At 59.8% G+C, this 21,956-nt stretch carries 19 protein-coding genes; 12 read left to right on the plus strand and 7 right to left on the minus strand.

From position 1 onward, the window contains the following. Positions 1-56 precede the first annotated feature (56 nt). The 4 genes from BMZ57_RS08835 to BMZ57_RS08850 form a co-directional block, all read right to left on the minus strand. Positions 57-470 (minus strand): SufE family protein, encoded by a 414-nt coding sequence (locus BMZ57_RS08835; protein ID WP_021492433.1) that lies wholly within the window; start codon positions 468-470, stop codon positions 57-59. Continuing rightward, complete coding sequence (locus tag BMZ57_RS08840; RefSeq protein WP_010212587.1) at positions 467-1,672, minus strand: aminotransferase class V-fold PLP-dependent enzyme; 1,206 nt, start codon at positions 1,670-1,672, stop codon at positions 467-469. Before BMZ57_RS08840 ends, BMZ57_RS08835 begins: the two co-directional genes overlap by 4 nt. 64 nt (positions 1,673-1,736) lie before the next feature. After that, complete coding sequence (gene dapD / locus BMZ57_RS08845; protein WP_010212585.1) at positions 1,737-2,771, minus strand: 2,3,4,5-tetrahydropyridine-2,6-dicarboxylate N-succinyltransferase; 1,035 nt, start codon at positions 2,769-2,771, stop codon at positions 1,737-1,739. A 33-nt stretch (positions 2,772-2,804) separates the two neighbouring features. Continuing rightward, positions 2,805-3,113 (minus strand): arsenate reductase, encoded by a 309-nt coding sequence (locus tag BMZ57_RS08850; protein WP_231501198.1) that lies wholly within the window; start codon positions 3,111-3,113, stop codon positions 2,805-2,807. 267 nt (positions 3,114-3,380) lie between these two features. Between BMZ57_RS08850 and BMZ57_RS08855 the strand changes: the two genes are divergently transcribed. Then, positions 3,381-5,024, plus strand: a complete 1,644-nt coding sequence (locus BMZ57_RS08855) for a Na+/H+ antiporter (protein WP_021492431.1) — start codon at positions 3,381-3,383, stop codon at positions 5,022-5,024. A gap of 13 nt (positions 5,025-5,037) precedes the next feature. On the opposite strand, the gene dapC is transcribed toward BMZ57_RS08855, so the two are convergent. The 3 genes from dapC to map form a co-directional block, all read right to left on the minus strand. After that, entirely contained in the window at positions 5,038-6,237 is a 1,200-nt protein-coding gene (dapC, locus tag BMZ57_RS08860; RefSeq protein WP_010212472.1) for a succinyldiaminopimelate transaminase, read from the minus strand. Between the two features lie 149 nt (positions 6,238-6,386). After that, a complete protein-coding gene (locus BMZ57_RS08865; RefSeq protein WP_021492430.1) occupies positions 6,387-9,089 on the minus strand; it encodes a [protein-PII] uridylyltransferase in 2,703 nt (900 codons plus the stop codon). Positions 9,090-9,162: 73 nt separating this feature from the next. Continuing rightward, positions 9,163-9,951 (minus strand): type I methionyl aminopeptidase, encoded by a 789-nt coding sequence (gene map, locus BMZ57_RS08870; RefSeq protein WP_069672344.1) that lies wholly within the window; start codon positions 9,949-9,951, stop codon positions 9,163-9,165. A 387-nt stretch (positions 9,952-10,338) separates the two neighbouring features. Between map and rpsB the strand changes: the two genes are divergently transcribed. From rpsB to lpxD, 11 genes are all read left to right on the plus strand, one after another. Continuing rightward, the gene (gene rpsB, locus BMZ57_RS08875; protein ID WP_003189158.1) at positions 10,339-11,076 is read left to right on the plus strand and encodes a 30S ribosomal protein S2; all 738 of its coding nucleotides are present in this window, start codon (positions 10,339-10,341) and stop codon (positions 11,074-11,076) included. Positions 11,077-11,279: 203 nt separating this feature from the next. Continuing rightward, positions 11,280-12,143 carry a translation elongation factor Ts gene (gene tsf, locus BMZ57_RS08880; RefSeq protein ID WP_010212467.1) on the plus strand — a complete coding sequence of 288 codons (864 nt, stop codon included), beginning with the start codon at positions 11,280-11,282 and terminating at the stop codon, positions 12,141-12,143. A 211-nt stretch (positions 12,144-12,354) separates the two neighbouring features. Beyond that, positions 12,355-13,098 carry a UMP kinase gene (gene pyrH, locus BMZ57_RS08885; protein WP_003172271.1) on the plus strand — a complete coding sequence of 248 codons (744 nt, stop codon included), beginning with the start codon at positions 12,355-12,357 and terminating at the stop codon, positions 13,096-13,098. Further along, positions 13,095-13,652 (plus strand): ribosome recycling factor, encoded by a 558-nt coding sequence (frr, locus tag BMZ57_RS08890; protein WP_010212461.1) that lies wholly within the window; start codon positions 13,095-13,097, stop codon positions 13,650-13,652. The genes pyrH and frr overlap by 4 nt, the downstream gene beginning before the upstream one ends. Before the next feature lie 17 nt (positions 13,653-13,669). Continuing rightward, positions 13,670-14,425 (plus strand): polyprenyl diphosphate synthase, encoded by a 756-nt coding sequence (gene uppS / locus BMZ57_RS08895; protein WP_010212460.1) that lies wholly within the window; start codon positions 13,670-13,672, stop codon positions 14,423-14,425. Then, positions 14,426-15,232: a phosphatidate cytidylyltransferase gene (locus tag BMZ57_RS08900; protein WP_010212458.1), complete on the plus strand. Its 807-nt coding sequence runs from the start codon at positions 14,426-14,428 to the stop codon at positions 15,230-15,232. It begins immediately after the preceding gene. Further along, the gene (gene ispC / locus BMZ57_RS08905) at positions 15,229-16,419 is read left to right on the plus strand and encodes a 1-deoxy-D-xylulose-5-phosphate reductoisomerase (protein WP_069672343.1); all 1,191 of its coding nucleotides are present in this window, start codon (positions 15,229-15,231) and stop codon (positions 16,417-16,419) included. The genes BMZ57_RS08900 and ispC overlap by 4 nt, the downstream gene beginning before the upstream one ends. Before the next feature lie 53 nt (positions 16,420-16,472). After that, positions 16,473-17,825, plus strand: a complete 1,353-nt coding sequence (gene rseP, locus BMZ57_RS08910) for a sigma E protease regulator RseP (RefSeq protein ID WP_044286726.1) — start codon at positions 16,473-16,475, stop codon at positions 17,823-17,825. A 74-nt stretch (positions 17,826-17,899) separates the two neighbouring features. After that, positions 17,900-20,287, plus strand: a complete 2,388-nt coding sequence (gene bamA / locus BMZ57_RS08915; RefSeq protein ID WP_021492426.1) for an outer membrane protein assembly factor BamA — start codon at positions 17,900-17,902, stop codon at positions 20,285-20,287. A 45-nt stretch (positions 20,288-20,332) separates the two neighbouring features. Next, positions 20,333-20,836, plus strand: a complete 504-nt coding sequence (locus BMZ57_RS08920; protein ID WP_003219314.1) for an OmpH/Skp family outer membrane protein — start codon at positions 20,333-20,335, stop codon at positions 20,834-20,836. Between the two features lie 3 nt (positions 20,837-20,839). Continuing rightward, entirely contained in the window at positions 20,840-21,895 is a 1,056-nt protein-coding gene (lpxD, locus tag BMZ57_RS08925) for a UDP-3-O-(3-hydroxymyristoyl)glucosamine N-acyltransferase (RefSeq protein WP_042570666.1), read from the plus strand. Positions 21,896-21,956 lie beyond the last annotated feature (61 nt).

Consider the following 21,956-nt stretch of genomic DNA (forward strand, 5'->3'; position numbering starts at 1 on the left):
ACTGCGGTCTGACTGACAGACCGAGTTGCCTGCATCGCAGGCAAGCCAGCTCCCACTTAGTTTGGTGTATGGCTTAGTGCTCGCATGCGCTGCAGCACGGCATTCAGGCCATTGCTGCGCGACGGTGAGAGTTGGCGGGACAGGCCCAACTGGTTGAACCAGTCAGGCAGATCCACCGCCTGCAATTCTGTGGCGGACAACCCATTGACCCGCGCCAACAGCAACGCCACCAACCCGCGGATCATGCGTGCCTCGCTGCTGGCGGCGAACTGCCAGTGGCCATCGTGCAAGCGGCCGACCAGCCACACCAGGCTCTCGCAGCCCTGCACGAGATTAGCCTCGACTTTATCCTCATCGGCCATGGCAGGCAGACGCTCGCCCCATTGCATCAGCATCCGCGCGCGTTGCTCCCAACTGCCGACGGCCTGAAAAGCTTCCAGTGCAGCCACTGCATCAACCGGCAGGCTCATCGCAACATATCCAAGGCTTGGTCCAGCGCCTCAAAGAAACGCTCCAGATCGTCGGAATCGTTATACAGCGCCAGGGACACACGGATCGCCCCCGACAAGTGCATCGCTTTGAGCAGCGGCATGGCGCAGTGATGACCGGCGCGCACGGCAATGCCTTGCTCGGTGAGCAGGTGCGCGAGGTCGGCGTTATGCACACCTTCGACGACAAAACTGACCAACGCCACTTGGGGCGAACCCAGCACGTGTACGCCATTGCGGGCTTTCAGCCCGCGCAACAGGTAGTCATGCAACGCCGCCTCATGGGCGATCACTGCCTGCTGATCCAGCGAACTCAGGTAATCCAGGCTGGCGCCCAGGCCAATCACGCTGGCAATCGGCGGTGTGCCGGCCTCAAAACCCAGCGGCGCGGGGCGGAAGCTGGCGCTGTGGTAATCGGCCTGCTGCACCATCTCGCCGCCGAACTGCCAGTGGCGCAGGTGGTGCAGGGCTTCATTGCGCCCAAACAGCACGCCGACGCCGTCCGGGCCGTACAGCTTGTGGCTGGAAAACACATAGAAGTCGCAACCCAGGGCCTGTACGTCATGGCGGCCATGAACGATGCCTTGGGCGCCGTCGATCACGGTCAGGGCACCGTGTGGCTGGGCCAATGCCAGCAGGGCTTCCAGCGGCTGCCAGGCGCCGAGCACGTTGGACAACTGGCTCACTGCCAGCAGGCGCGTGCGCGGGCCGATCAACTCGGCGGCGGCGTGCAGGTCGATGACGCCGTCATCACCCAGTGGCAACACCACCAGCGTCAGTGCGCGTCGCTTGGCCAGTTGCTGCCAGGGCAACAGGTTGGCGTGGTGTTCCAGGGCGCTGATGACAATTTCATCGCCCGCATTGAATAAGTGCTCAAGGCCATAAGCCAAGAGGTTCAGCGCAGACGTCGCGCCGTGGGTAAACACAATCTGCCCGCTGTCGCCTGCATTCAACCACTGCGCGACCTTGCTGCGGCTGTCTTCGAACGCCTGGGTCGCATGGGCACCTGGCAAATGCTGGGCACGGTGCACATTGGCTGCGCCGTTTGCGTAGTAATGGCTGATGGCATCCAACAAGGCCTGGGGCTTTTGCGTGGTGGCGGCGTTGTCCAGGTAAGTCTGGTCTTGCCGCTGCAGGGTGGCGATGGCCGGGAAGTCGGCGCGCCAGGGGGAGGGCACTAGCATGGTGTTCAAGACTCGTATAAGCGAGCCCCAGGGTCGGGGCCCGCTAGTGGCATCGAGTGGCTGCTTAGTTGTGAGCGTGCAGCGCTTCGTTCAGTTCGATGGCCGATTTGTGGGTTTTGCACTCCACGGCACCGGTCTCGGAGTTGCGACGGAACAGCAGGTCCGACTGGCCGGCCAGCTCGCGAGCCTTGACCACTTTGACCAGTTGGTTCTGCTCGTCCAGCAGCGCAACCTTGGTGCCGGCGGTGACGTACAGGCCCGACTCCACGGTGTTACGGTCGCCCAACGGGATACCGATACCGGCGTTGGCGCCGATCAGGCAGCCTTCACCGACCTTGATCACGATATTGCCGCCGCCCGACAGCGTGCCCATGGTGGAGCAACCGCCACCCAGGTCCGAACCCTTGCCGACGAACACGCCTGCCGATACACGGCCTTCGATCATGCCCGGGCCTTCGGTGCCGGCGTTGAAGTTGACGAAGCCTTCGTGCATCACGGTAGTGCCTTCGCCCACGTAGGCACCCAGGCGGATACGCGCGGCATCAGCGATACGCACACCGCTCGGCACCACGTAGTCGGTCATTTTCGGGAACTTGTCCACCGAGAACACTTCCAGCAGTTCGCCACGCAGGCGCGCTTCCAGCTGGCGTTCGGCCAGTTCGGCGATGTCGATCGCGCCCTGGCTGGTCCAGGCTACGTTCGGCAACTGCGGGAATACACCGGCCAGGCTCAGGCCATGGGGCTTGACCAGGCGGTGGGACAGCAGGTGCAGCTTGAGGTAAGCCTCAGGCGTGGAGGTCAGTGCGGCGTCTTCGGCCAGCAGGGTGGCGACCAGCGGCGTGTGGCTTTCGGCCAGGCGATTGAGCAACGCGGCTTGGGTAGCGTCGACATTCTTCAGTGCATCAGCCAGTTGCAGCGCTTGGCTGATGGTGAAAGTGATGGCCTGGTTGCCTTCGGTGTAGCCGAGGATCGGCGCAACGGCGGCGACGATTTCTGCCGACGGGTTGAGCAGCGGTTGTGCGTAAAACACTTCCAGCCAAGCACCTTGGCGGTTCTGAGTGCCAACGCCGAAGCCCAGGCTGAACAGGGAATGGGACATGCTGTTACCTCTACAAAAATGGTAAGGGCTGGCCTACTTGAGGGCCGCCGAATAACTATCTGGCTTGAAGCCAATCAGGGTTCTGTCACCGAGATCAAGCACCGGGCGCTTGATCATCGAGGGTTGTGCGAGCATCAATTCAATGGCTTTCGACTGATCGAGATCGGCTTTGCGTTCGTCTTCGAGTTTGCGAAAGGTGGTGCCCGCACGGTTCAAAACCACCTGCCAACCGTGCTCGTTGCACCATTGGGTCAAGTGTTCGCGGTCGATACCGGCCGTTTTGTAATCGTGGAACTCATAGTTGACGCCGTGCTCATCGAGCCAGGTGCGCGCCTTTTTCATGGTGTCGCAGGCTTTGATGCCGAAAAGGTGCAACGTTTTGCTTGAAGCGGTCAAGGAATTGCCCCCCTTTGGACCAAGTGGAAACGAAAGGTCACGGATTATGCCATGACCAGCGGGCCGGTGCCCCTCGTCATGCTGGTGTGCGACGTATGTGCAAATGCCGGCCGGCAGCATGGGCGGTAACATAGCTGGGTAATATGGCACTTCAAAGGCGAGTTGTTGCCTGATGTGTGTCGTTGCAAGTCGATTGTCCGGGAAACCCGCTTTATGCAAACCGCCTACACCGTTCTTATCCTGCTGATGCTGGTCAGCGTTTCGCGTCTTGTCGGGCGTGTCATTCCTCTGCCGTTGCCTCTGGTCCAGATTGCCGCCGGTGCCTTGCTCGCCTGGCCTACGCTTGGCCTGCACGTAGCGCTGGACCCCGAGTTGTTCCTGTTTCTGTTTCTGCCGCCGTTGCTGTTCTCCGATGGCTGGCGCATGCCCAAGCGGGAATTGTGGCGGCTGCGCGGGCCGATCCTGACGTTGGCGGTGGGCCTGGTGCTGTTTACGGTGGTCGGCGCCGGTTACTTCATCCATTGGCTCTTGCCTACGATCCCGCTGCCGGTGGCCTTCGCCCTGGCGGCCGTGTTGTCGCCGACGGATGCCGTGGCAGTGTCGGCCATTTCCCAGAATCGTTTGCCCACGCCGCTGATGCACATGCTCCAGGGCGAGGCCTTGATGAATGATGCATCGGGCCTGGTGACCTTCAAGTTCGCCCTGGCGGCAGCGCTGACAGGTGTGTTTTCCCTGGCGGATGCCAGCCTCACGTTTGTCTTGGTGGCGGTGGGTGGCCTGGCGGTAGGCGTGGCCCTGAGCTGGCTGGTCGGCCGCCTGCGCGCATGGATGATCGCCCGCGGCTGGGACGACCCGGCGACCCACGTGGTGTTCATGTTGTTGTTGCCGTTTGCGGCCTATGTGCTGGCCGAGCGCCTGGGGGCATCGGGCATTTTGTCGGCGGTGGCGGCGGGCATGATGCAAAGCTGGCTTGACCTGCTGCCACGCCAGACCAGTACGCGCTTGCTCAATCGCAGCGTGTGGTCACTGCTGGAGTTTGCTTTCAATGGTTTGATTTTCCTGCTACTGGGCCTGCAACTGCCGGACATCATCAAGGCGGTGGTCAGCCATGAGCCGACGCTGTGGCCGACCTTGTTTTATCGCTGCCTGGATGTGGTCGCGATCTTCCTGGTGCTGGTGGTGTTGCGCTTTATCTGGGTGCAGAGCATCTGGCGGCTGTCGGGCTTGCTGCGCAGGCTGCGTGGGAAAAGTGAATTGACGCTGGTGCCGACGGCCCGTTCCTGCTGGTTGTTGACGGTCGGTGGGGTACGCGGTGCGGTGACGTTGGCGGGTGTGATGTCGGTGCCATTGTTGCTGGCGCCTGGACAGGATTTTCCGGAGCGTGACTTGCTGATCTTTATCGCCGCCGGGGTGATTCTGTTATCGCTGATCGCCGCCTGTATCACCTTGCCATTGTTGCTGCGGGGCATTGAAAAGAGCCCGGACGAGAAGCGCCACAAGGAGGTGCGTGAAGCCTGGAAGAAAACTGCCGTCGCGGCAATTCACGCGCTTGAAGCGGAGGAACCCGCAGAAGTCGAAACCCAGGACGCCGCCCAGGCCGCGCTCGCCACTGAGCTCAAGGCACGGCTGATGTCGGAATATCGCCATCAGTTAGAAGTGTTCAACGACTCCGCCGAAGCCCAGGCGCTGGCGCAGCAGATGGACTTGCTGGAGCGAAAGCTGCGCCTCAAGGCCCTGCGGGCGCAGCGGTTGGAGTTGTACAGCCTGAGCCGTCATCACCAGATTGGTGATGACGTGCTGAGGGAGGTGTTGGCGGAGCTGGATATGAGTGAGGCGAATCTGGGCCAGGTGAAGTGAACCCGGTCAGGTCTTAGCGGCGACGCTGGATGAAATCCCGAATCCGCTCCGCCGCTTCCACACACTCCGCCAACGGCGCGACCAGTGCCAGGCGCACACGGCCGGCGCCAGGGTTGAAGCCGTCCACTTCCCGCGACAGGTACGAACCCGGCACTACGGTCACGTGTTCTTCCACAAACAGGTCACGGCAGAACCCGGCGTCGTCGCCATTCACATTCGGCCACAAGTAGAAGCCGCCATCCGGGCTCTCGACGTCCAGCACCGGTTTGAGAATCGCCAGCACCGCATCGAACTTCTCGCGGTACAGGTCACGATTGGCGAGCACGTGGGCTTCGTCCTGCCAGGCAGCAATACTGGCCAGTTGCGTTTGCACTGGCATCGCACAGCCGTGGTAGGTGCGGTACAGCAGGAAAGCCTTGAGGATGTCTGCGTCGCCGGCCACGAAACCGGAGCGCAGGCCCGGCAGGTTGGAGCGCTTGGACAGGCTGTGAAACACCACGCAGCGTTTGAAGTCCTGGCGGCCCAGTTCGACGCAGGCACTCAACAGGCCCGGCGGCGGGCTTTGTTCGTCGAAGTACAACTCGCTGTAGCACTCGTCGGCGGCGATGACGAAGTCGTATTCGTCGGCCAGGGCGATGAGTTTTTTCAGGGTGTCGACCGGGATCAGCGCGCCGGTCGGGTTGCCGGGCGAGCACAGGAACAGAATCTGGCAGCGTTTCCAGATGTCCGGTGTCACGGCCTCGAAGTCCGGGTTGAAGCCGTTGGCGTCCAGGCACGGCAGGTAGTGCGGTTTGGCCCCGGCCAGGAACGCGGCGCCTTCGTAGATCTGGTAGAACGGGTTCGGGCTCACCACCAACGCGTCGTCGCCACGGTTGACCACGGTCTGGGTGAAGGCGAACAGTGCTTCACGGGTGCCATTGACCGGCAGGATATTGCGCGCCGGGTCGAGCCAGCCCTTGGGCACGTTGAAGCGACGCTCACACCAGGCACCGATGGCTTCGCGCAGGGCCGGGATGCCCAGGGTGGTCGGGTACACGGCCATCTGGTCGAGGTTGTTGCTCAGCGCTTCGGCCACGAAGGTTGGCGATTTATGTTTCGGTTCGCCGATGGAGAGCGCGATAGGGCGCTTGTCCGGGTTGGGCGTGACGCTGCCCAGCAGGGCGCGCAGTTTCTCGAACGGGTAGGGCTGTAGCTGGTTCAGGGCGTTGTTCATGAGGGCCTCGATCAGGAGGAGGACGGCTTTTTTGTGGGAGCTGGCTTACCTGCGATGCGTACACTCGGAGTATCAGCCATACCGAGTCGATGCCATCGCAGGCAAGCCAGCTCCCACAGGGACCGTGCCCACTGGGACGTTAAATTAATTCAAATGGTCAGTCTGGTCAGCTCGACGCCGGGTTCCTGGGTAACGCTCAGCTGCTGGACGATGGCTTCCTGCAAGCGCAGGCACAGTTCCGGGTCGGACAACGGCTGGTTGTCGGCATCGGTGATGAAGAACACGTCTTCCACACGCTCGCCGAGGGTCGCGATCTTGGCGTTCTGCAACGACAGGTCGAACTCCAGGAAAATCCCGCCGATGCGGGCCAGCAGGCCTGGGCGATCCGGGGCGCTGAGCTCCAACACCGTCACCGGTCGTTGGGCGTCGTTGGAAATGGTCACCTGGGGCGCAAACGCAAAGTGCTTGAGTTGGCGCGGCACCCGACGCTGGATGATGGTCGGGTATTCGTCAGGGTTGCGCAGGGCCTCGGTCAGGCCTTCGCGGATCTTTTTCACCCGTGCCGGATTGTCACCAATCGAGTCGCCATCGGTGTCGAGCACGATATAGGTGTCGAGGGTGAACTGGCTGCTGGAGGTGATGACACGGGCGTCATGGATGTTCAGGTTGAGCTGGTCCATGGCTGCCACGGTCACGGCGAAGAAGTCGTGCTGGTCGGGCGCATAGATGAAGATCTGCGTACCGCCTTCGAATTCGCGCTGGGTGGTTTCCTTGATCAGTACCAGCGGGCCGCCATCGGCGGGCTGTTGCAGGATTGCGTCAGTGTGCCAGGCGACATCGCCCGCGGTGTGGCGCAGGAAGTAGTCATCCCCCAACTGCGACCACAACTGCTCGACGTCGTCCGGATCGTTGCCGCCGCGTACCAATATGTCCAGGGCCGCGCTCTGGGTGCGGCGGATCTGCTCTTCGCGGTCCACCGGGTTTTCCAGGCCTCGGCGCAGGGCGCGCTTGGTCTCGGTGTACAGCTGGCGCAACAGGCTGGCGCGCCAGGAGTTCCACAGCGTGGGATTGGTGGCATTGATATCCGAGACGGTCAGCACGTACAGGTAGTCGAGACGGGTTTCATCGCCGACGGTCTGCGCAAAGTCGTGGATCACCTGCGGATCGGACAAGTCCTTGCGCTGGGCTGTGGTCGACATCACCAGGTGGTTCTGCACCAGCCAGACGATCAGGCGGCTGTCCCACACGGGCAACTGGTGGCGTTGGCAGAAAGCCTCGGCGTCAACTGCACCCACCTCTGAGTGGTCGCCATGCCGGCCCTTGCCGATATCGTGGTAGAGGCCGGCCAGGTAGATCAGCTCGGGCTTGGGCAGTTTGGCCATGAGTTTGCTGGCCAGCGGGAATTTCTCTGACACCTGGGTGTACTGCAGCTTACGCAGGTGCTTGATCAGGTTCAGGGTGTGGGCGTCCACGGTATAGATATGGAACAGGTCGTGCTGCATCTGCCCGACGATAAAGCCGAACTCTGGGAGGTAGCGCCCGAGGATGCCGTAACGATTCATGCGCCGCAGGTTGCGGTGGATACCGATCTTGCATTTGAACAGCTCAATAAACAGGCTGGTGTTGCGGATATCGTTGCGGAAATCGTCGTCGATCAGGTGACGGTTCTCCCGCAGCAGGCGAATGGTGTCGGCGCGCACGCCTTTGATTTCCGGCTGCTGGGCCATCAGTACGAAGATTTCCAGCATGGCGAACGGCGTGCGGCGGAACACGTTGTCGTTGCGTGCCTCGATATAGCCGTCATGCAGTTGGAAGCGTGCGTTGATCGGCTGCGGCGGCGCTTCGTCTTCGGGGGCCAGGATCACCTCTTCGAAGTGCTGGATGATCAGGTCGCTGAGCTGGGCAATGCTCATGACCACCCGGTAATACTGCTGCATGAAGCTTTCGATGCTGGTCTTCGCGTCCTCGCCTTCAAAGCCCAGCAGGGTGGCGATGGAGCGTTGGTGGTCGAACAGCAGCCGGTCTTCGGAACGCCCGGCGAGCATGTGCAAGGCGTAGCGCACCTTCCACAGGAATTCCTGGGACGAGGCCAGCAGGGCGTTTTCGCTCTCTACCAGAAAACCTTCGCCAGCCAGGGCGCGCAGGTTAAGGGTGCCGTATTGGCGACGGGCCACCCACAAAATCGTCTGGATATCCCGCAGGCCGCCGGGCGAGCCTTTGACGTTGGGTTCCAGGTTGTATTCGGTGTCGTTGTACTTGTGGTGCCGGGCCTTCTGCTCGGCACGCTTGGCCAGGAAGAAGTCCTTGCTCGGCCACATGTGCGCGGTGCTGGTGACTTCGAGCATGCGCTGGCGCAGGCGCTCGGGGCCGGCGATGGTGCGGCTTTCCATGAGGTTGGTGATGACGGTGAGGTCGGCGCGGGCCTCTTCGGCGCACTCGTCGACCGAGCGCACGCTTTGGCCGACTTCCAGGCCAATGTCCCACAACAGTGTCAGAAAACGCTCGATGGAATCGCGAAAGATCTCGTGGTCGGCGCTGTCCAGCAGAATCAACAGGTCGATGTCGGAATAGGGGTGCAACTCGCCACGCCCGTAGCCGCCGACCGCCACCAGGGCGATGTCGGCGTCTTCGCTCCAACTGAACTGCTCCCAGGCCTTTTGCAGAATGTTATCGACGAACCAGGCGCGGTCCTCGATCAGTCGGCGGATATCCCGGCCACTGCGAAAACGCTGATCAAGCACCTCGCGGGCCTGGCGGATGGCCTTCTTGAACGCGGCGATAGGGCTCGCCTTCAGGGCCAGTTCGGCCTGGAACTGGCCACGGTCGAAGAGTTCGGGATCCACCTGGGGCATTGATCGGCTTTCCTTTCTATCTATCAGTCAGTCACAACACGGCGTGGGAAAACCAAAGCAACGTTGCCTACACTTAAGCGGCACCCGAGACGCGTGGGATCGTATCGTCGGCGCGCAGGGTGAAGATTTCGTAACCGGTTTCGGTGACCAGCAGGGTATGTTCCCACTGGGCCGAGAGCTTGCGGTCCTTGGTGATGGCGGTCCAGCCGTCGCCCAGTACCTTGGTGTCGGCCTTGCCCTGGTTGATCATCGGCTCGATGGTAAAGGTCATGCCTGCTTTGAGCTCCATGCCGGTGCCGGCGCGGCCGTAGTGCAGGATCTGCGGCTCTTCGTGGAACACGGTGCCGATACCGTGGCCGCAGAATTCGCGCACCACCGAGAAACCATTCTTTTCAGCATGCTTCTGGATCACTTCACCGATGTCGCCCAGGCGGCAGCCGGGTTTCACGATCGAGATGGCCTTGTACATGCATTCCTGGGTCACCTGGGACAGGCGCTCGGCCCAGACCGGCACGTTGCCGACGTGGAACATGCGGCTGGTGTCGCCGAAGTAGCGGTCCTTGATCACGGTGACGTCGATGTTCAGCGTGTCGCCGTCCTTCAATGGCTTGTCACCTGGAATCCCGTGGCAGACCACGTGGTTGACCGAGGTGCAGATCGACTTGGGAAAGCCCTTGTAGTTCAGCGGCGCAGGGATGGCGCCCTGTACGTTGACTATATAGTCGTGGCAGATCTGGTTCAGGGTTTCGGTGGTCACGCCGGGCTTGACGTGTTCGGCGATCATCTCCAGCACGTCGGCAGCCAGTTTGCCGGCGATGCGCATGCCAGCGATGTCTTCGGCGGTTTTCAAACTAACGGTCATACAGGCTCTCTCTAGCGCGACGCGCTGAAATCAATACGGTTTACGGGCGTGCGACAAAAGGTTGCAGAATTCGCACAAGCCACAGAAAACGCGATTCTAACAGACGATGGCGTCAAATCATGAGCCTCTGATGATCGCTTCTCTCTATAAGGTAGGGCTATGTTGGCTCTATTCAAGGGGTTACACGACCGCGGACGGCGGCAAATGTGATTGCGTGTTCCGTTTTTGCCGATGCTGTGGTATAAAATGCGCCGCTTTCCGGGGATACCCCGAAAGGCTTAAATCCACACACGTGTCGACACGATGACCTGGGTGCCGGAGGCTTTGAAGCCGCTGGTTGGTCATTGGGATACGTGGAGGCCAAACCCGACTTATTAAGGAACTATCATGTCCCAAGTCAACATGCGCGATATGCTGAAGGCCGGTGTGCACTTCGGTCACCAGACCCGTTACTGGAACCCGAAAATGGGTAAATACATTTTCGGCGCGCGTAACAAGATCCACATTATCAACCTTGAAAAAACCCTGCCAATGTTCAACGAAGCTCTGACTTTCGTAGAGCGCCTGGCCCAGGGCAAAAACAAGATTCTGTTCGTCGGCACCAAGCGTTCCGCTGGCAAGATCGTTGCTGAAGAAGCAGCACGTTGCGGTTCGCCGTACGTCGATCACCGCTGGTTGGGCGGCATGCTGACCAACTTCAAAACCATCCGTGCTTCCATCAAGCGTCTGCGTGACCTTGAAGTACAAGCCGAAGACGGTACTTTCGCCAAGCTGACCAAGAAAGAAGCGCTGATGCGCTCCCGTGACCTGGAAAAGCTCGATCGTTCCCTGGGTGGTATCAAGGACATGGGCGGTCTGCCTGACGCACTGTTCGTTATCGACGTTGATCACGAGCGCATCGCGATCACCGAAGCCAACAAGCTGGGCATCCCTGTTATCGGCGTAGTCGATACCAACAGCAGCCCGGAAGGCGTTGACTACATCATCCCAGGCAACGATGACGCAATCCGCGCTATCCAGCTGTACATGGGTTCGATGGCTGACGCTGTAATCCGTGGTCGTAACCACGTTGCTGGTGGTACCGAGCAGTTCGTTGAAGAAGCTCCGGTAGCTGCCGCTGAGTAATTGACGCCCTGGCGTTGACTCAGTAAGCAAAAAGGGGGCTTGGCCCCCTTTTTGCCACCTCGAAAACCGTTTGTCGGCGCTCACGTATGATGGCGCAACCTAGCGACTGTAACGTGCAGCAGCCTACAACGGAGATTCGGGAAGAATTGATCGCCCGTTTGATCGGGTGGAATGGTTGAAAACCTATCCAAGAGGATTTTGAAATGGCAGAGATTACTGCAGCGTTGGTTAAAGAACTGCGTGAGCGTACCGGCGAAGGCATGATGGATTGCAAAAAGGCCTTGACCAAGGCCGGCGGCGACATCGAAAAAGCCATCGACGACATGCGTGCCTCGGGCGCCATCAAGGCCGCCAAGAAAGCCGGCAACGTCGCTGCTGAAGGCGCTATCGCCCTGGTAGAAGACGGTAAAGCCGCCGTTCTGCTGGAAGTGAACTCGCAGACCGACTTCCTTGCCCTGCAAGACGACTTCAAGGCATTCGTTGCTTCCAGCGTCAAGAAAGCATTCGACGAGAAGCTGACCACTGTCGAGCCTCTGATCGAAGCTCAAGAAGCTGATCGCCTGGTACTGGTCGGCAAGGTTGGCGAAAACGTCAATATCCGTCGCCTGACTCGCGTTGAAGGTGATGTTGTTGGCGGTTACCTGCACGGCAACAAGATCGGTGTAGCTGTTGTTCTGAAAGGCGGCAACGTTGAGCTGGCCAAAGACATCGCTATGCACGTTGCTGCAAGCAACCCTGAGTTCCTGCTGCCTTCGGAAGTTTCCGAGGAAGCAATCGAGCGCGAAAAAGCTGTGTTCCTGAGCCTGAACGCCGACAAGATCGCCGGCAAGCCAGAAAACATCGTTGAAAACATGATCAAAGGCCGTATCAGCAAGTTCCTGGCTGAAGCGAGCCTGGTTGAGCAGGCGTTCGTCAAGAACCCTGAAGTCAAGGTTGGCGAACTGGCCAAGAAAGCCGGTGCTGAAATCGTTTCCTTCACTTACTACAAAGTAGGCGAAGGCATCGAGAAGCCGGTCGACAACTTTGCTGAAGAAGTTGCTGCCCAGCTGGCTGCCGCCAAGCAATAAGACAGTTTTAAACTGTCGCCCAAGAGAGGCTGCCCGCTCACGCGCGCAGCCTCTTTTCAAATGGGAAGGCCGATTTTAATTGGCTTCCCTTCGGAACTGGCTTACAAAGCCGTGTTCCGATGGCGCTGTAGCAGCGTCCAGCTAGAGTGAACGCAAGCCGTAAACGGCTCGCCAAGAATTTTTGAAAAATACGCCGCAGGAGAGATTCGCAATGGCTCAGCAGGGCAGTGGTTATCAGGCTCGCTATAAACGCATTCTACTCAAGCTTAGCGGCGAGGCCCTGATGGGCTCGGAAGAGTTCGGGATCGATCCCAAAGTCCTCGACCGCATGGCGCTGGAAGTCGGCCAACTGGTCGGTATCGGCGTACAGGTCGGCCTGGTGATCGGCGGCGGCAACCTGTTCCGTGGTGCGGCACTGAGCGCTGCTGGCATGGATCGGGTCACTGGCGACCACATGGGCATGCTGGCCACTGTGATGAACGCCCTGGCCATGCGCGACGCCCTGGAACGCGCCAATATCTCGGCTATCGTGATGTCGGCTATTTCCATGGTCGGCGTGACCGATCACTATGACCGCCGCAAAGCCATGCGCCACCTGAACGCCAAGGAAGTGGTGATCTTCGCCGCTGGCACGGGTAACCCGTTCTTCACCACCGACTCGGCAGCGTGCCTGCGCGCCATTGAGATCGATGCTGACGTGGTGCTCAAGGCGACCAAGGTCGATGGCGTGTACACCGCAGACCCATTCAAAGATCCGCATGCCGAGAAGTTCGATCATCTGACCTACGATGAAGTACTGGATCGCAAGCTGGGCGTGATGGACCTGACGGCTATTTGCCTGTGCCGCGACCACAAGATGCCGCTGCGCGTATTTAACATGAACAAGCCCGGCGCCCTGCTGAACATCGTACACGGCGGCGCAGAAGGGACTCTGATCGAGGAAGGCCAACAATGATCAACGAAATCAAGAAAGACGCCCAGGCGCGTATGCACAAATCCCTGGAATCCCTGAGCCATGCATTCGGCCAGATCCGTACCGGCAAGGCGCACCCAAGCATCCTGGGCAGCGTGATGGTGCCTTACTACGGTTCCGATACCCCTATCAGCAGCGTTGCCAACATTACCGTTAAAGACTCGCGCACCCTGCAAGTCGTAGCGTTCGAGCGCAACATGCTGGGTGCTGTCGACAAGGCCATCCAGAGCGCCGGTTTGAACCTCAACCCGACCAACCTGGGTGAGCTGCTACTGATCTCCATGCCGGCCCTGACCGAAGAAACCCGTAAGGGCTTCACCAAGCAGGCGCGCAGCGCAGCCGAGGACGCGCGTGTTGCCGTGCGCAACATCCGTCGCGATGCCCTGGGTGACCTGAAGAAGCTGGTCAAGGACAAGGAAATCAGCGAAGACGAAGAGCGTCGTGCCGTCGCTGATATCGACAAGCTGACCAAAGATGCCGAGGCCCAGATCACCAAGGCCACGGAAGAAAAAGAAAAGGACCTGATGGCCGTATAAGGGGTCAGGACGCCTTCATGGAAAAGACCAAGCAGACTGTGCCCTCTGTGGTGCCGCGCCACGTCGCGATCATCATGGATGGGAATAATCGCTGGGCGAAGAAACGCTTTATGCCGGGTGTTGCCGGGCATAAAGCGGGTGTCGATGCGGTTCGGGCTGTGATCGAGGTATGCGCCGAGGCCAAGGTCGAAGTGTTGACCTTGTTCGCCTTCTCCAGTGAGAACTGGCAGCGGCCCGCCGAAGAAGTCAGTGCCTTGATGGACCTGTTCTTCAAGGCCTTGCGTCGTGAAGCCAAGCGGCTCAACGACAATAACATCAGCCTGCGCATCATCGGCGATCGCTCCCGCTTCCACCCCGAACTGCAAACCGCCATGCGCGAAGCCGAGGCGATTACAGCGGGTGCCAACCGATTCGTGCTGCAGATCGCCGCCAACTACGGTGGCCAGTGGGATATCGCCCAGGCTGCACAGCGTCTGGCGCGCGAAGTGCAGGCCGGTCATCTACGGCCGGACGACATTACGCCCGAACTGTTGCAAACCTGCCTGGTGACTGGCGACCTGCCGCTGCCTGACTTGTGCATCCGTACCGGGGGTGAGCACCGCATCAGCAATTTCCTGTTGTGGCAGCTAGCCTATACCGAATTGTACTTCTCCGACCTGTTCTGGCCGGACTTCAAACACGATGCCATGCGTAAAGCACTGGCCGATTTCGCTTCCCGTCAGCGTCGCTTTGGTAAAACGAGCGAGCAGATCGAAGCTGGAGCCCGGGTTTAAATGCTTAAACAACGAATCATCACAGCACTGATCCTGTTGCCGATCGCCTTGTGTGGGTTTTTTCTGCTCGACGGTTCTGCCTTTGCGCTGTTTATTGGCCTGGTGGTCACCCTGGGGGCCTGGGAGTGGGCGCGCCTGGCGGGTTTCAACACGCAATTGCCGCGCGTTGTGTATGCCGCTGTGGTGGCTGCCTTGGCATTCCTCCTGTACATCCTGCCGGACATTGCGCCGTGGGTGTTGGGGGCGGCGGTGCTGTGGTGGGCGCTGGCGACATTCCTGGTGTTGACCTATCCACGCACCAGTGGGAAGTGGTCCAGTGTGGCCTGCAAGCTGGTGATTGGTTTGCTGATCTTGTTGCCGGCGTGGCAAGGGTTGGTGGAGATCAAGCGTTATCCAATGGGTAACTGGCTGATCCTGGCGGTCATGGTGCTGGTATGGGGTGCTGATATCGGTGCCTACTTCTCCGGCCGGGCCTTCGGCAAGCGCAAGCTGGCGCCGGCGGTCAGTCCGGGCAAGAGCTGGGAGGGCGTGTATGGCGGGTTGGCGTTGACGCTGGTGATCGCGCTGGTGGTCGGTGTGGTGCGTGGCTGGTCGGTGAAGGACATCTTCCTGGCGCTGCTGGCCACTGCCATTGTGGTATTTATTTCGGTGGTGGGTGACCTCACCGAGAGCATGTTCAAGCGTCAGGCCGGGATCAAGGACAGCAGCAACCTGCTGCCGGGTCACGGCGGCGTGCTGGACCGTATCGACAGCCTGACCGCTGCCATTCCGATCTTCGCCGTACTGTTGTGGATGACTGCTTCGTGAGCCGCCTGCAGCAAGTCACCGTGCTGGGTGCAACCGGCTCGGTGGGGTTGAGCACCCTGGACGTGATTGCTCGTCACCCTGATCGCTATCAAGTCTTCGCCCTGACCGGGTTTACCCGTCTGAGTGAGTTGCTGGCCTTATGTGTGCGTCACGCGCCGCGCTTCGCCGTGGTGCCTGAGGGCGCAGCGGCCCGTGGCCTGCAGGATGATCTGCGGGCTGCCGGGCTTGCCACTCAAGTGCTGGTAGGGGAGCAGGGGTTGTGCCAGGTCTCGGCCGACGCCGAGGTGGATACCGTGGTCGCCGCTATTGTCGGCGCTGCGGGCCTGCGCCCAACCTTGGCTGCCGTGGATGCTGGCAAGAAGATCCTGTTGGCCAATAAAGAAGCGCTGGTCATGTCCGGTGCGCTCTTCATGCAGGCGGTGCGCAAGAGCGGTGCGGTGCTGCTGCCACTGGACAGCGAGCACAATGCAATTTTCCAATGCATGCCCGGCGATTTTGCGCGTGGCCTGAGCCAGGTGGGGGTGCGTCGGATCCTGCTGACCGCCTCCGGTGGCCCATTCCGGCAGACTCCACTGGCCGAGCTGGAGCATGTATCGCCCGACCAGGCGTGCGCTCATCCGAACTGGTCCATGGGGCGTAAAATCTCCGTGGATTCGGCAAGCATGATGAACAAGGGGCTGGAGCTGATCGAGGCGTGCTGGTTGTTCGATGCGCGCCCGGATCAGGTCGAGGTGGTGATTCACCCGCAAAGTGTGATTCATTCCCTGGTCGACTACGTGGACGGGTCGGTCCTGGCGCAGTTGGGTAACCCCGATATGCGCACGCCGATTGCCAATGCCCTGGCCTGGCCGGAGCGGATCGACTCGGGCGTAGCGCCATTGGATCTGTTTGCGGTGGCCCGGCTGGACTTTGAGGCCCCGGATGAGCAGCGCTTTCCTTGCCTGCGCCTGGCGCGGCAAGCGGCTGACGCGGGTAACAGCGCACCGGCGATGTTGAACGCGGCCAATGAAGTGGCTGTGGCAGCGTTTCTCGAACGGCGCATCCGCTTTCCGCAGATCGCGAGTATCATCGAAGACGTCCTGGCGCTTGAGCCTGTCGTGGCGGTCAATGATCTGGCGGCGGTATTCGAGGCTGACACCAAGGCCCGAGCCTTGGCAGAACAATGGTTGAACCGCAACGCGCGTTAGTCTGTGGGCAGGTTTGAGCCTTCAGGCACTGGATTGGAATGCGGAGAAATTAGATGAGTGCGCTTTACATGATTGTCGGCACCCTGGTTGCTCTGGGTGTGCTGGTTACCTTCCACGAATTCGGCCACTTCTGGGTGGCGCGTCGTTGCGGCGTCAAGGTACTGCGCTTTTCCGTCGGTTTCGGCATGCCGCTGGTGCGCTGGCACGACCGTCACGGCACCGAGTTCGTGATTGCGGCCATTCCTTTGGGCGGCTACGTCAAGATGCTCGACGAGCGCGAAGGCGAAGTGCCGGCAGATCAGTTAGACCAATCGTTCAATCGCAAGACCGTTCGTCAGCGCATTGCCATCGTCGCCGCCGGTCCGATCGCCAACTTTCTGTTGGCGATGGTGTTTTTCTGGGTCTTGGCCATGCTGGGCAGCCAGCAGGTGCGTCCGGTCATCGGTGCGGTCGAGTCGGACAGTATTGCCGCCAAGGCAGGGTTGGTTGTCGGGCAGGAAATTGTATCTATTGATGGCGAACCCACCACGGGCTGGGGTGCGGTCAATTTGCAGTTGGTGCGTCGCCTGGGTGAAAGCGGCATCGTCAAGGTGGTGGTGCGCGAGCAGGATTCCACCCGCGAAACCCCGCGTGAGCTGGCCCTCGACCATTGGCTCAAGGGCGCTGATGAGCCTGATCCGATCAAGTCTCTGGGCATACGTCCATGGCGTCCGGCCTTGCCACCGGTCCTCGCGGAGCTGGACCCGAAAGGTCCGGCCCAGGCTGCCGGCCTGAAAACCGGTGATCGCCTGTTGGCCCTCGATGGTCAGCCGCTGGGCGACTGGCAGCAGGTGGTCGACCTGGTCCGTGTACGTCCTGATACTAAAATTATGCTGAAAGTTGAGCGCGACGGTGCTCAAATCGACGTCCCCGTGACCTTGTCGGTTCGTGGGGAGGCCAAGGCGGCCGGGGGTTACCTGGGTGCCGGGGTCAAAGGTGTCGATTGGCCGCCATCGATGGTGCGTGAGGTGAGTTACGGGCCGTTGGCTGCAATTGGCGAAGGTGCAAAACGCACTTGGACCATGAGTGTGCTGACCCTCGAATCCCTCAAGAAAATGTTGTTCGGCGAGCTCTCGGTAAAAAACTTGAGTGGACCGATAACCATTGCTAAAGTGGCGGGCGCTTCTGCCCAGTCGGGTGTCGCGGATTTCCTGAATTTCTTGGCTTATCTGAGTATTAGCCTGGGTGTTCTGAATTTGTTGCCCATTCCTGTACTGGATGGGGGGCATCTGTTGTTTTATCTGGTCGAGTGGGTGCGTGGTCGCCCCTTGTCGGATCGGGTGCAGGGTTGGGGGATACAGATCGGTATCAGTTTGGTGGTCGGGGTGATGTTATTAGCCTTGGTCAACGATCTGGGTCGACTGTAACGCTTCGCTGAATTGCGAATCTGCCGCATTTTGCGGCAGTTTGTTTATTGCCAGTTGGAATAAGAAAGGACTTCATGAAACGTCTGCTGCTAACTGCGGTTCTCACCGTATTGATGATCGCCGAAGTTCACGCCGAGTCCTTCACCATCTCCGATATTCGCGTCAATGGCCTCCAGCGGGTTTCCGCGGGTAGCGTCTTTGGTGCATTACCGTTGAACGTCGGTGAACAGGCTGATGACCGTCGCCTGGTGGAATCCACTCGTGCGCTGTTCAAAACCGGTTTCTTTCAAGACATCCAACTGGGTCGCGAAGGCAACGTCCTGGTCATCACCGTGGTCGAGCGACCTTCCGTCGCCAGTATCGAGATCGAAGGTAACAAGGCGATCTCTACTGAAGACCTGATGAAAGGCCTGAAACAGTCTGGCCTGGCCGAAGGCGAGATCTTCCAGCGCGCCACCCTCGAAGGTGTGCGTAACGAACTGCAACGCCAGTACGTTGCCCAGGGTCGCTACTCCGCAACCGTGGAAACGGAAGTGGTCCCGCAACCGCGTAACCGTGTCGGCCTCAAGGTCAACATCAACGAAGGCACCGTGGCGGCGATTCAGCACATCAACGTGGTGGGTAACACCAAGTTCGCTGATGAAGACCTGATCGACCTGTTCGAGCTCAAGACCACCAACTGGTTGTCGTTCTTCAAGAACGATGACAAGTACGCCCGTGAAAAGCTGTCCGGTGACCTGGAGCGCCTGCGTTCCTACTACCTGGACCGTGGCTATATCAACATGGATATCGCTTCGACCCAGGTGTCCATCACCCCGGACAAGAAGCACGTCTACATCACGGTCAACGTCAACGAAGGCGAGAAGTACAAGGTTCGTGACGTAAAACTGAGCGGTGACCTTAAAGTACCTGAAGACCAGGTCAAGGCGCTGCTGCTGGTGCAGAAGGACCAGGTGTTCTCGCGCAAGCTGATGACGACCACCTCTGAACTGATTACCCGCCGCCTGGGCAACGAAGGCTACACCTTCGCCAACGTCAATGGCGTGCCGACGCCTCATGATGATGACCACACCGTGGACATCACTTTCGTGGTCGACCCCGGCAAGCGTGCTTATGTGAACCGTATCAACTTCCGCGGCAACACCAAGTCTGCGGACGAAGTGTTGCGTCGTGAAATGCGTCAGATGGAGGGCGGCTGGGCGTCGACTTACTTGATCGACCAGTCCAAGACCCGTCTTGAGCGCCTGGGCTTCTTCAAGGAAGTCAACGTCGAAACCCCGGCCGTACCGGGTGTGGATGACCAGGTTGACGTGAACTACGCCGTGGAAGAGCAGGCATCGGGTTCGATCACCGCCAGCGTCGGCTTCGCACAGAGCGCCGGTCTGATCCTCGGTGGTTCGATCACCCAGAACAACTTCCTGGGTACCGGTAACCGCGTCTCCATCGGCCTGACCCGAAGCGAATACCAGAGCCGATACAACTTCGGCTATACCGACCCCTACTGGACTGCTGATGGTGTGAGCCTGGGCTACAACGCCTTCTACCGCACCACCGACTACAAAGACCTCGACGTTGACGTTGCAAGCTATGCGATCGACAGCCTCGGTGCCGGTGTCAACGTGGGTTACCCGATCAGCGAAACGTCGCGCCTGACCTTCGGCCTCACTGCACAGCAGGATGAGATCAAGACCGGTGTGTACACCGTGGACGAAATCTTTGACTTCACCCGTCGTGAAGGTGACAAGTTCCTGAACTTCAAGGCGTCTGCCGGCTGGTCCGAGTCGACCCTGAACAAGGGCGTACTGGCGACCCGTGGCCATTCCCAGAGCCTGACCCTGGAAACCACCACGCCGGGCAGCGACCTGTCGTTCTTCAAGCTCGACTACCGTGGCCAGTTGTTCACGCCGTTGAGCGACAACTACACCATGCGCCTGCACACTGAGCTGGGTTATGGCGATGGTTATGGCTCCACCAATGGTCTACCGTTCTACGAGAACTACTATGCGGGTGGCTTCAACTCCGTACGTGGTTTCAAAGACAGCACCTTGGGCCCACGTGGTACTCCAAGTCGTGGTGTTGGCGTAACCGGTAACCAGGGCACTGTGGCTGACTCGGACAATGACCCGCTGCCATTCGGTGGTAACGTCTTGATCCAGGGCGGTGCGGAAATCCTGTTCCCGCTGCCGTTCGTGAAGGATCAGCGTTCCCTACGGACTTCGGTCTTCTGGGATGTGGGTAACGTGTTCGATTCCAAGTGCGAGCAGATCAAAAACCCGAGTGGTGTGAAGTCCAACACCCAGTGCAACGATGTGAGCCTGAGCAACCTGGCAAGCTCCGTGGGTGTGGGTGTGACCTGGGTGACTGCGCTTGGCCCATTGAGCTTTGCTCTGGCCATGCCGATCAAGAAACCGGATAACGCTGAAACCCAGATTTTCCAATTCTCCCTCGGCCAGACGTTCTAAGCGTCTGACCCAAGATAACGACAACGGATTCTGTAGGAGTACATCGTGCGTAAGTTGACTCAATTGGTGCTGCTGGCAACTGTGTTGGTAGCGACCCCGGCCTTCGCCGAAATGAAAATCGCCGTCCTGAACTATCAGATGGCCCTCTTGGAATCCGATGCGGCCAAGAAATACGCCGTGGATGCCGAGAAGAAATTCGGCCCGCAACTGACGAAGCTCAAGACCCTGGAAAGCAGCGCCAAGGGCATCCAGGATCGTCTGGTGGCCGGTGGCGACAAGATGCAGCAAGGCGAACGCGAGCGTCTGGAGCTTGAGTTCAAGCAAAAGGCCCGTGACTACCAGTTCCAATCCAAGGAACTGAACGAAGCCAAGGCTGTTGCTGACCGTGAAATGCTGAAACAACTGAAGCCGAAGCTCGATAGCGCTGTGGAAGAAGTCATCAAGAAAGGTGCCTTTGACCTGGTGTTCGAGCGTGGCGCTGTGATCGACGTCAAGCCTCAATACGACATCACCCGTCAGGTGATCGAGCGCATGAACCAGCTGAAGTAAGCCATGACCGCGACTATCAAGCTCGGCGAGTTGGCCGAGTTCCTGGGGGCCACCTTGCGTGGCTCCCCGGAGAAGGAAATCACTGGGCTAGCCACCTTGCAGGAGGCTGGCCCAGCTCAGTTGAGCTTCCTCGCAAACCCCCAATACCGTAAATACCTGGTCGACAGCCAAGCTGCAGCCGTGTTGCTGAAAGACGCTGACGCCGAAGGGTTTGCCGGGGATGCACTGGTGGTGCCCGATCCGTACCTCGCGTATGCGCGGGTTTCGCATCTGTTCGATCCCAAACCCAAGGCTGCCGCCGGTATTCATCCGTCTGCGGTGGTTGCCGACGATGCCCAGGTTGATCCTGCGGCCAGCATCGGTGCCTTTGCGGTGATTGAGAGCGGTGCACGCATCGCGGCCGGTGTCACGGTCGGTGCCCATTGCTTTATCGGTGCGCGCTGCGAAATCGGCGCCGGCGGTTGGCTGGCTCCCCGCGTGACCCTGTACCACGATGTGCGTATCGGTGAGCGCGTGGTCATTCAGTCGGGTGCCGTAATTGGCGGTGAAGGCTTCGGCTTTGCCAACGCCAAGGGTATCTGGAACAAGATCGCCCAGGTCGGTGGCGTATTGATCGGCGACGACGTGGAGATTGGCGTGAACACCGCTGTCGATCGCGGGGCCCTGGCCGATACCGTGATCGGCAACGGCGTGAAGCTCGACAACCAGATCCAGATCGCCCACAACGTGCAGATTGGCGATCACACCGCCATGGCGGCCTGCGTGGGTATCTCCGGCAGTACCAAGATCGGCAAGCATTGCATGCTCGCCGGTGGCGTCGGGTTGGTCGGGCATATCGATATTTGCGACAACGTCTTCATCACCGGCATGACCATGGTCACTCACTCGATTACCGAGCCTGGGGCCTACTCTTCCGGTACCGCCATGCAGCCCGCGGCTGAATGGCGCAAGAGTGCAGCTCGGTTGAGGCAGCTTGACGACATGGCTCGACGTCTCAAACAGCTGGAAAAGCGTGTTGGGGACGTGACCCCTGGCGGTAATGCTTCATCAGAAGGCTGATACCATTTCCATATCAAGTGTGCACAGCCGCTAGACTGCCTCCTTGATTTGCTAGCGGGGC

The sequence above is a fragment of the Pseudomonas simiae genome (assembly GCF_900111895.1).
Taxonomy (GTDB): Bacteria; Pseudomonadota; Gammaproteobacteria; order Pseudomonadales; family Pseudomonadaceae; genus Aquipseudomonas; species Aquipseudomonas simiae.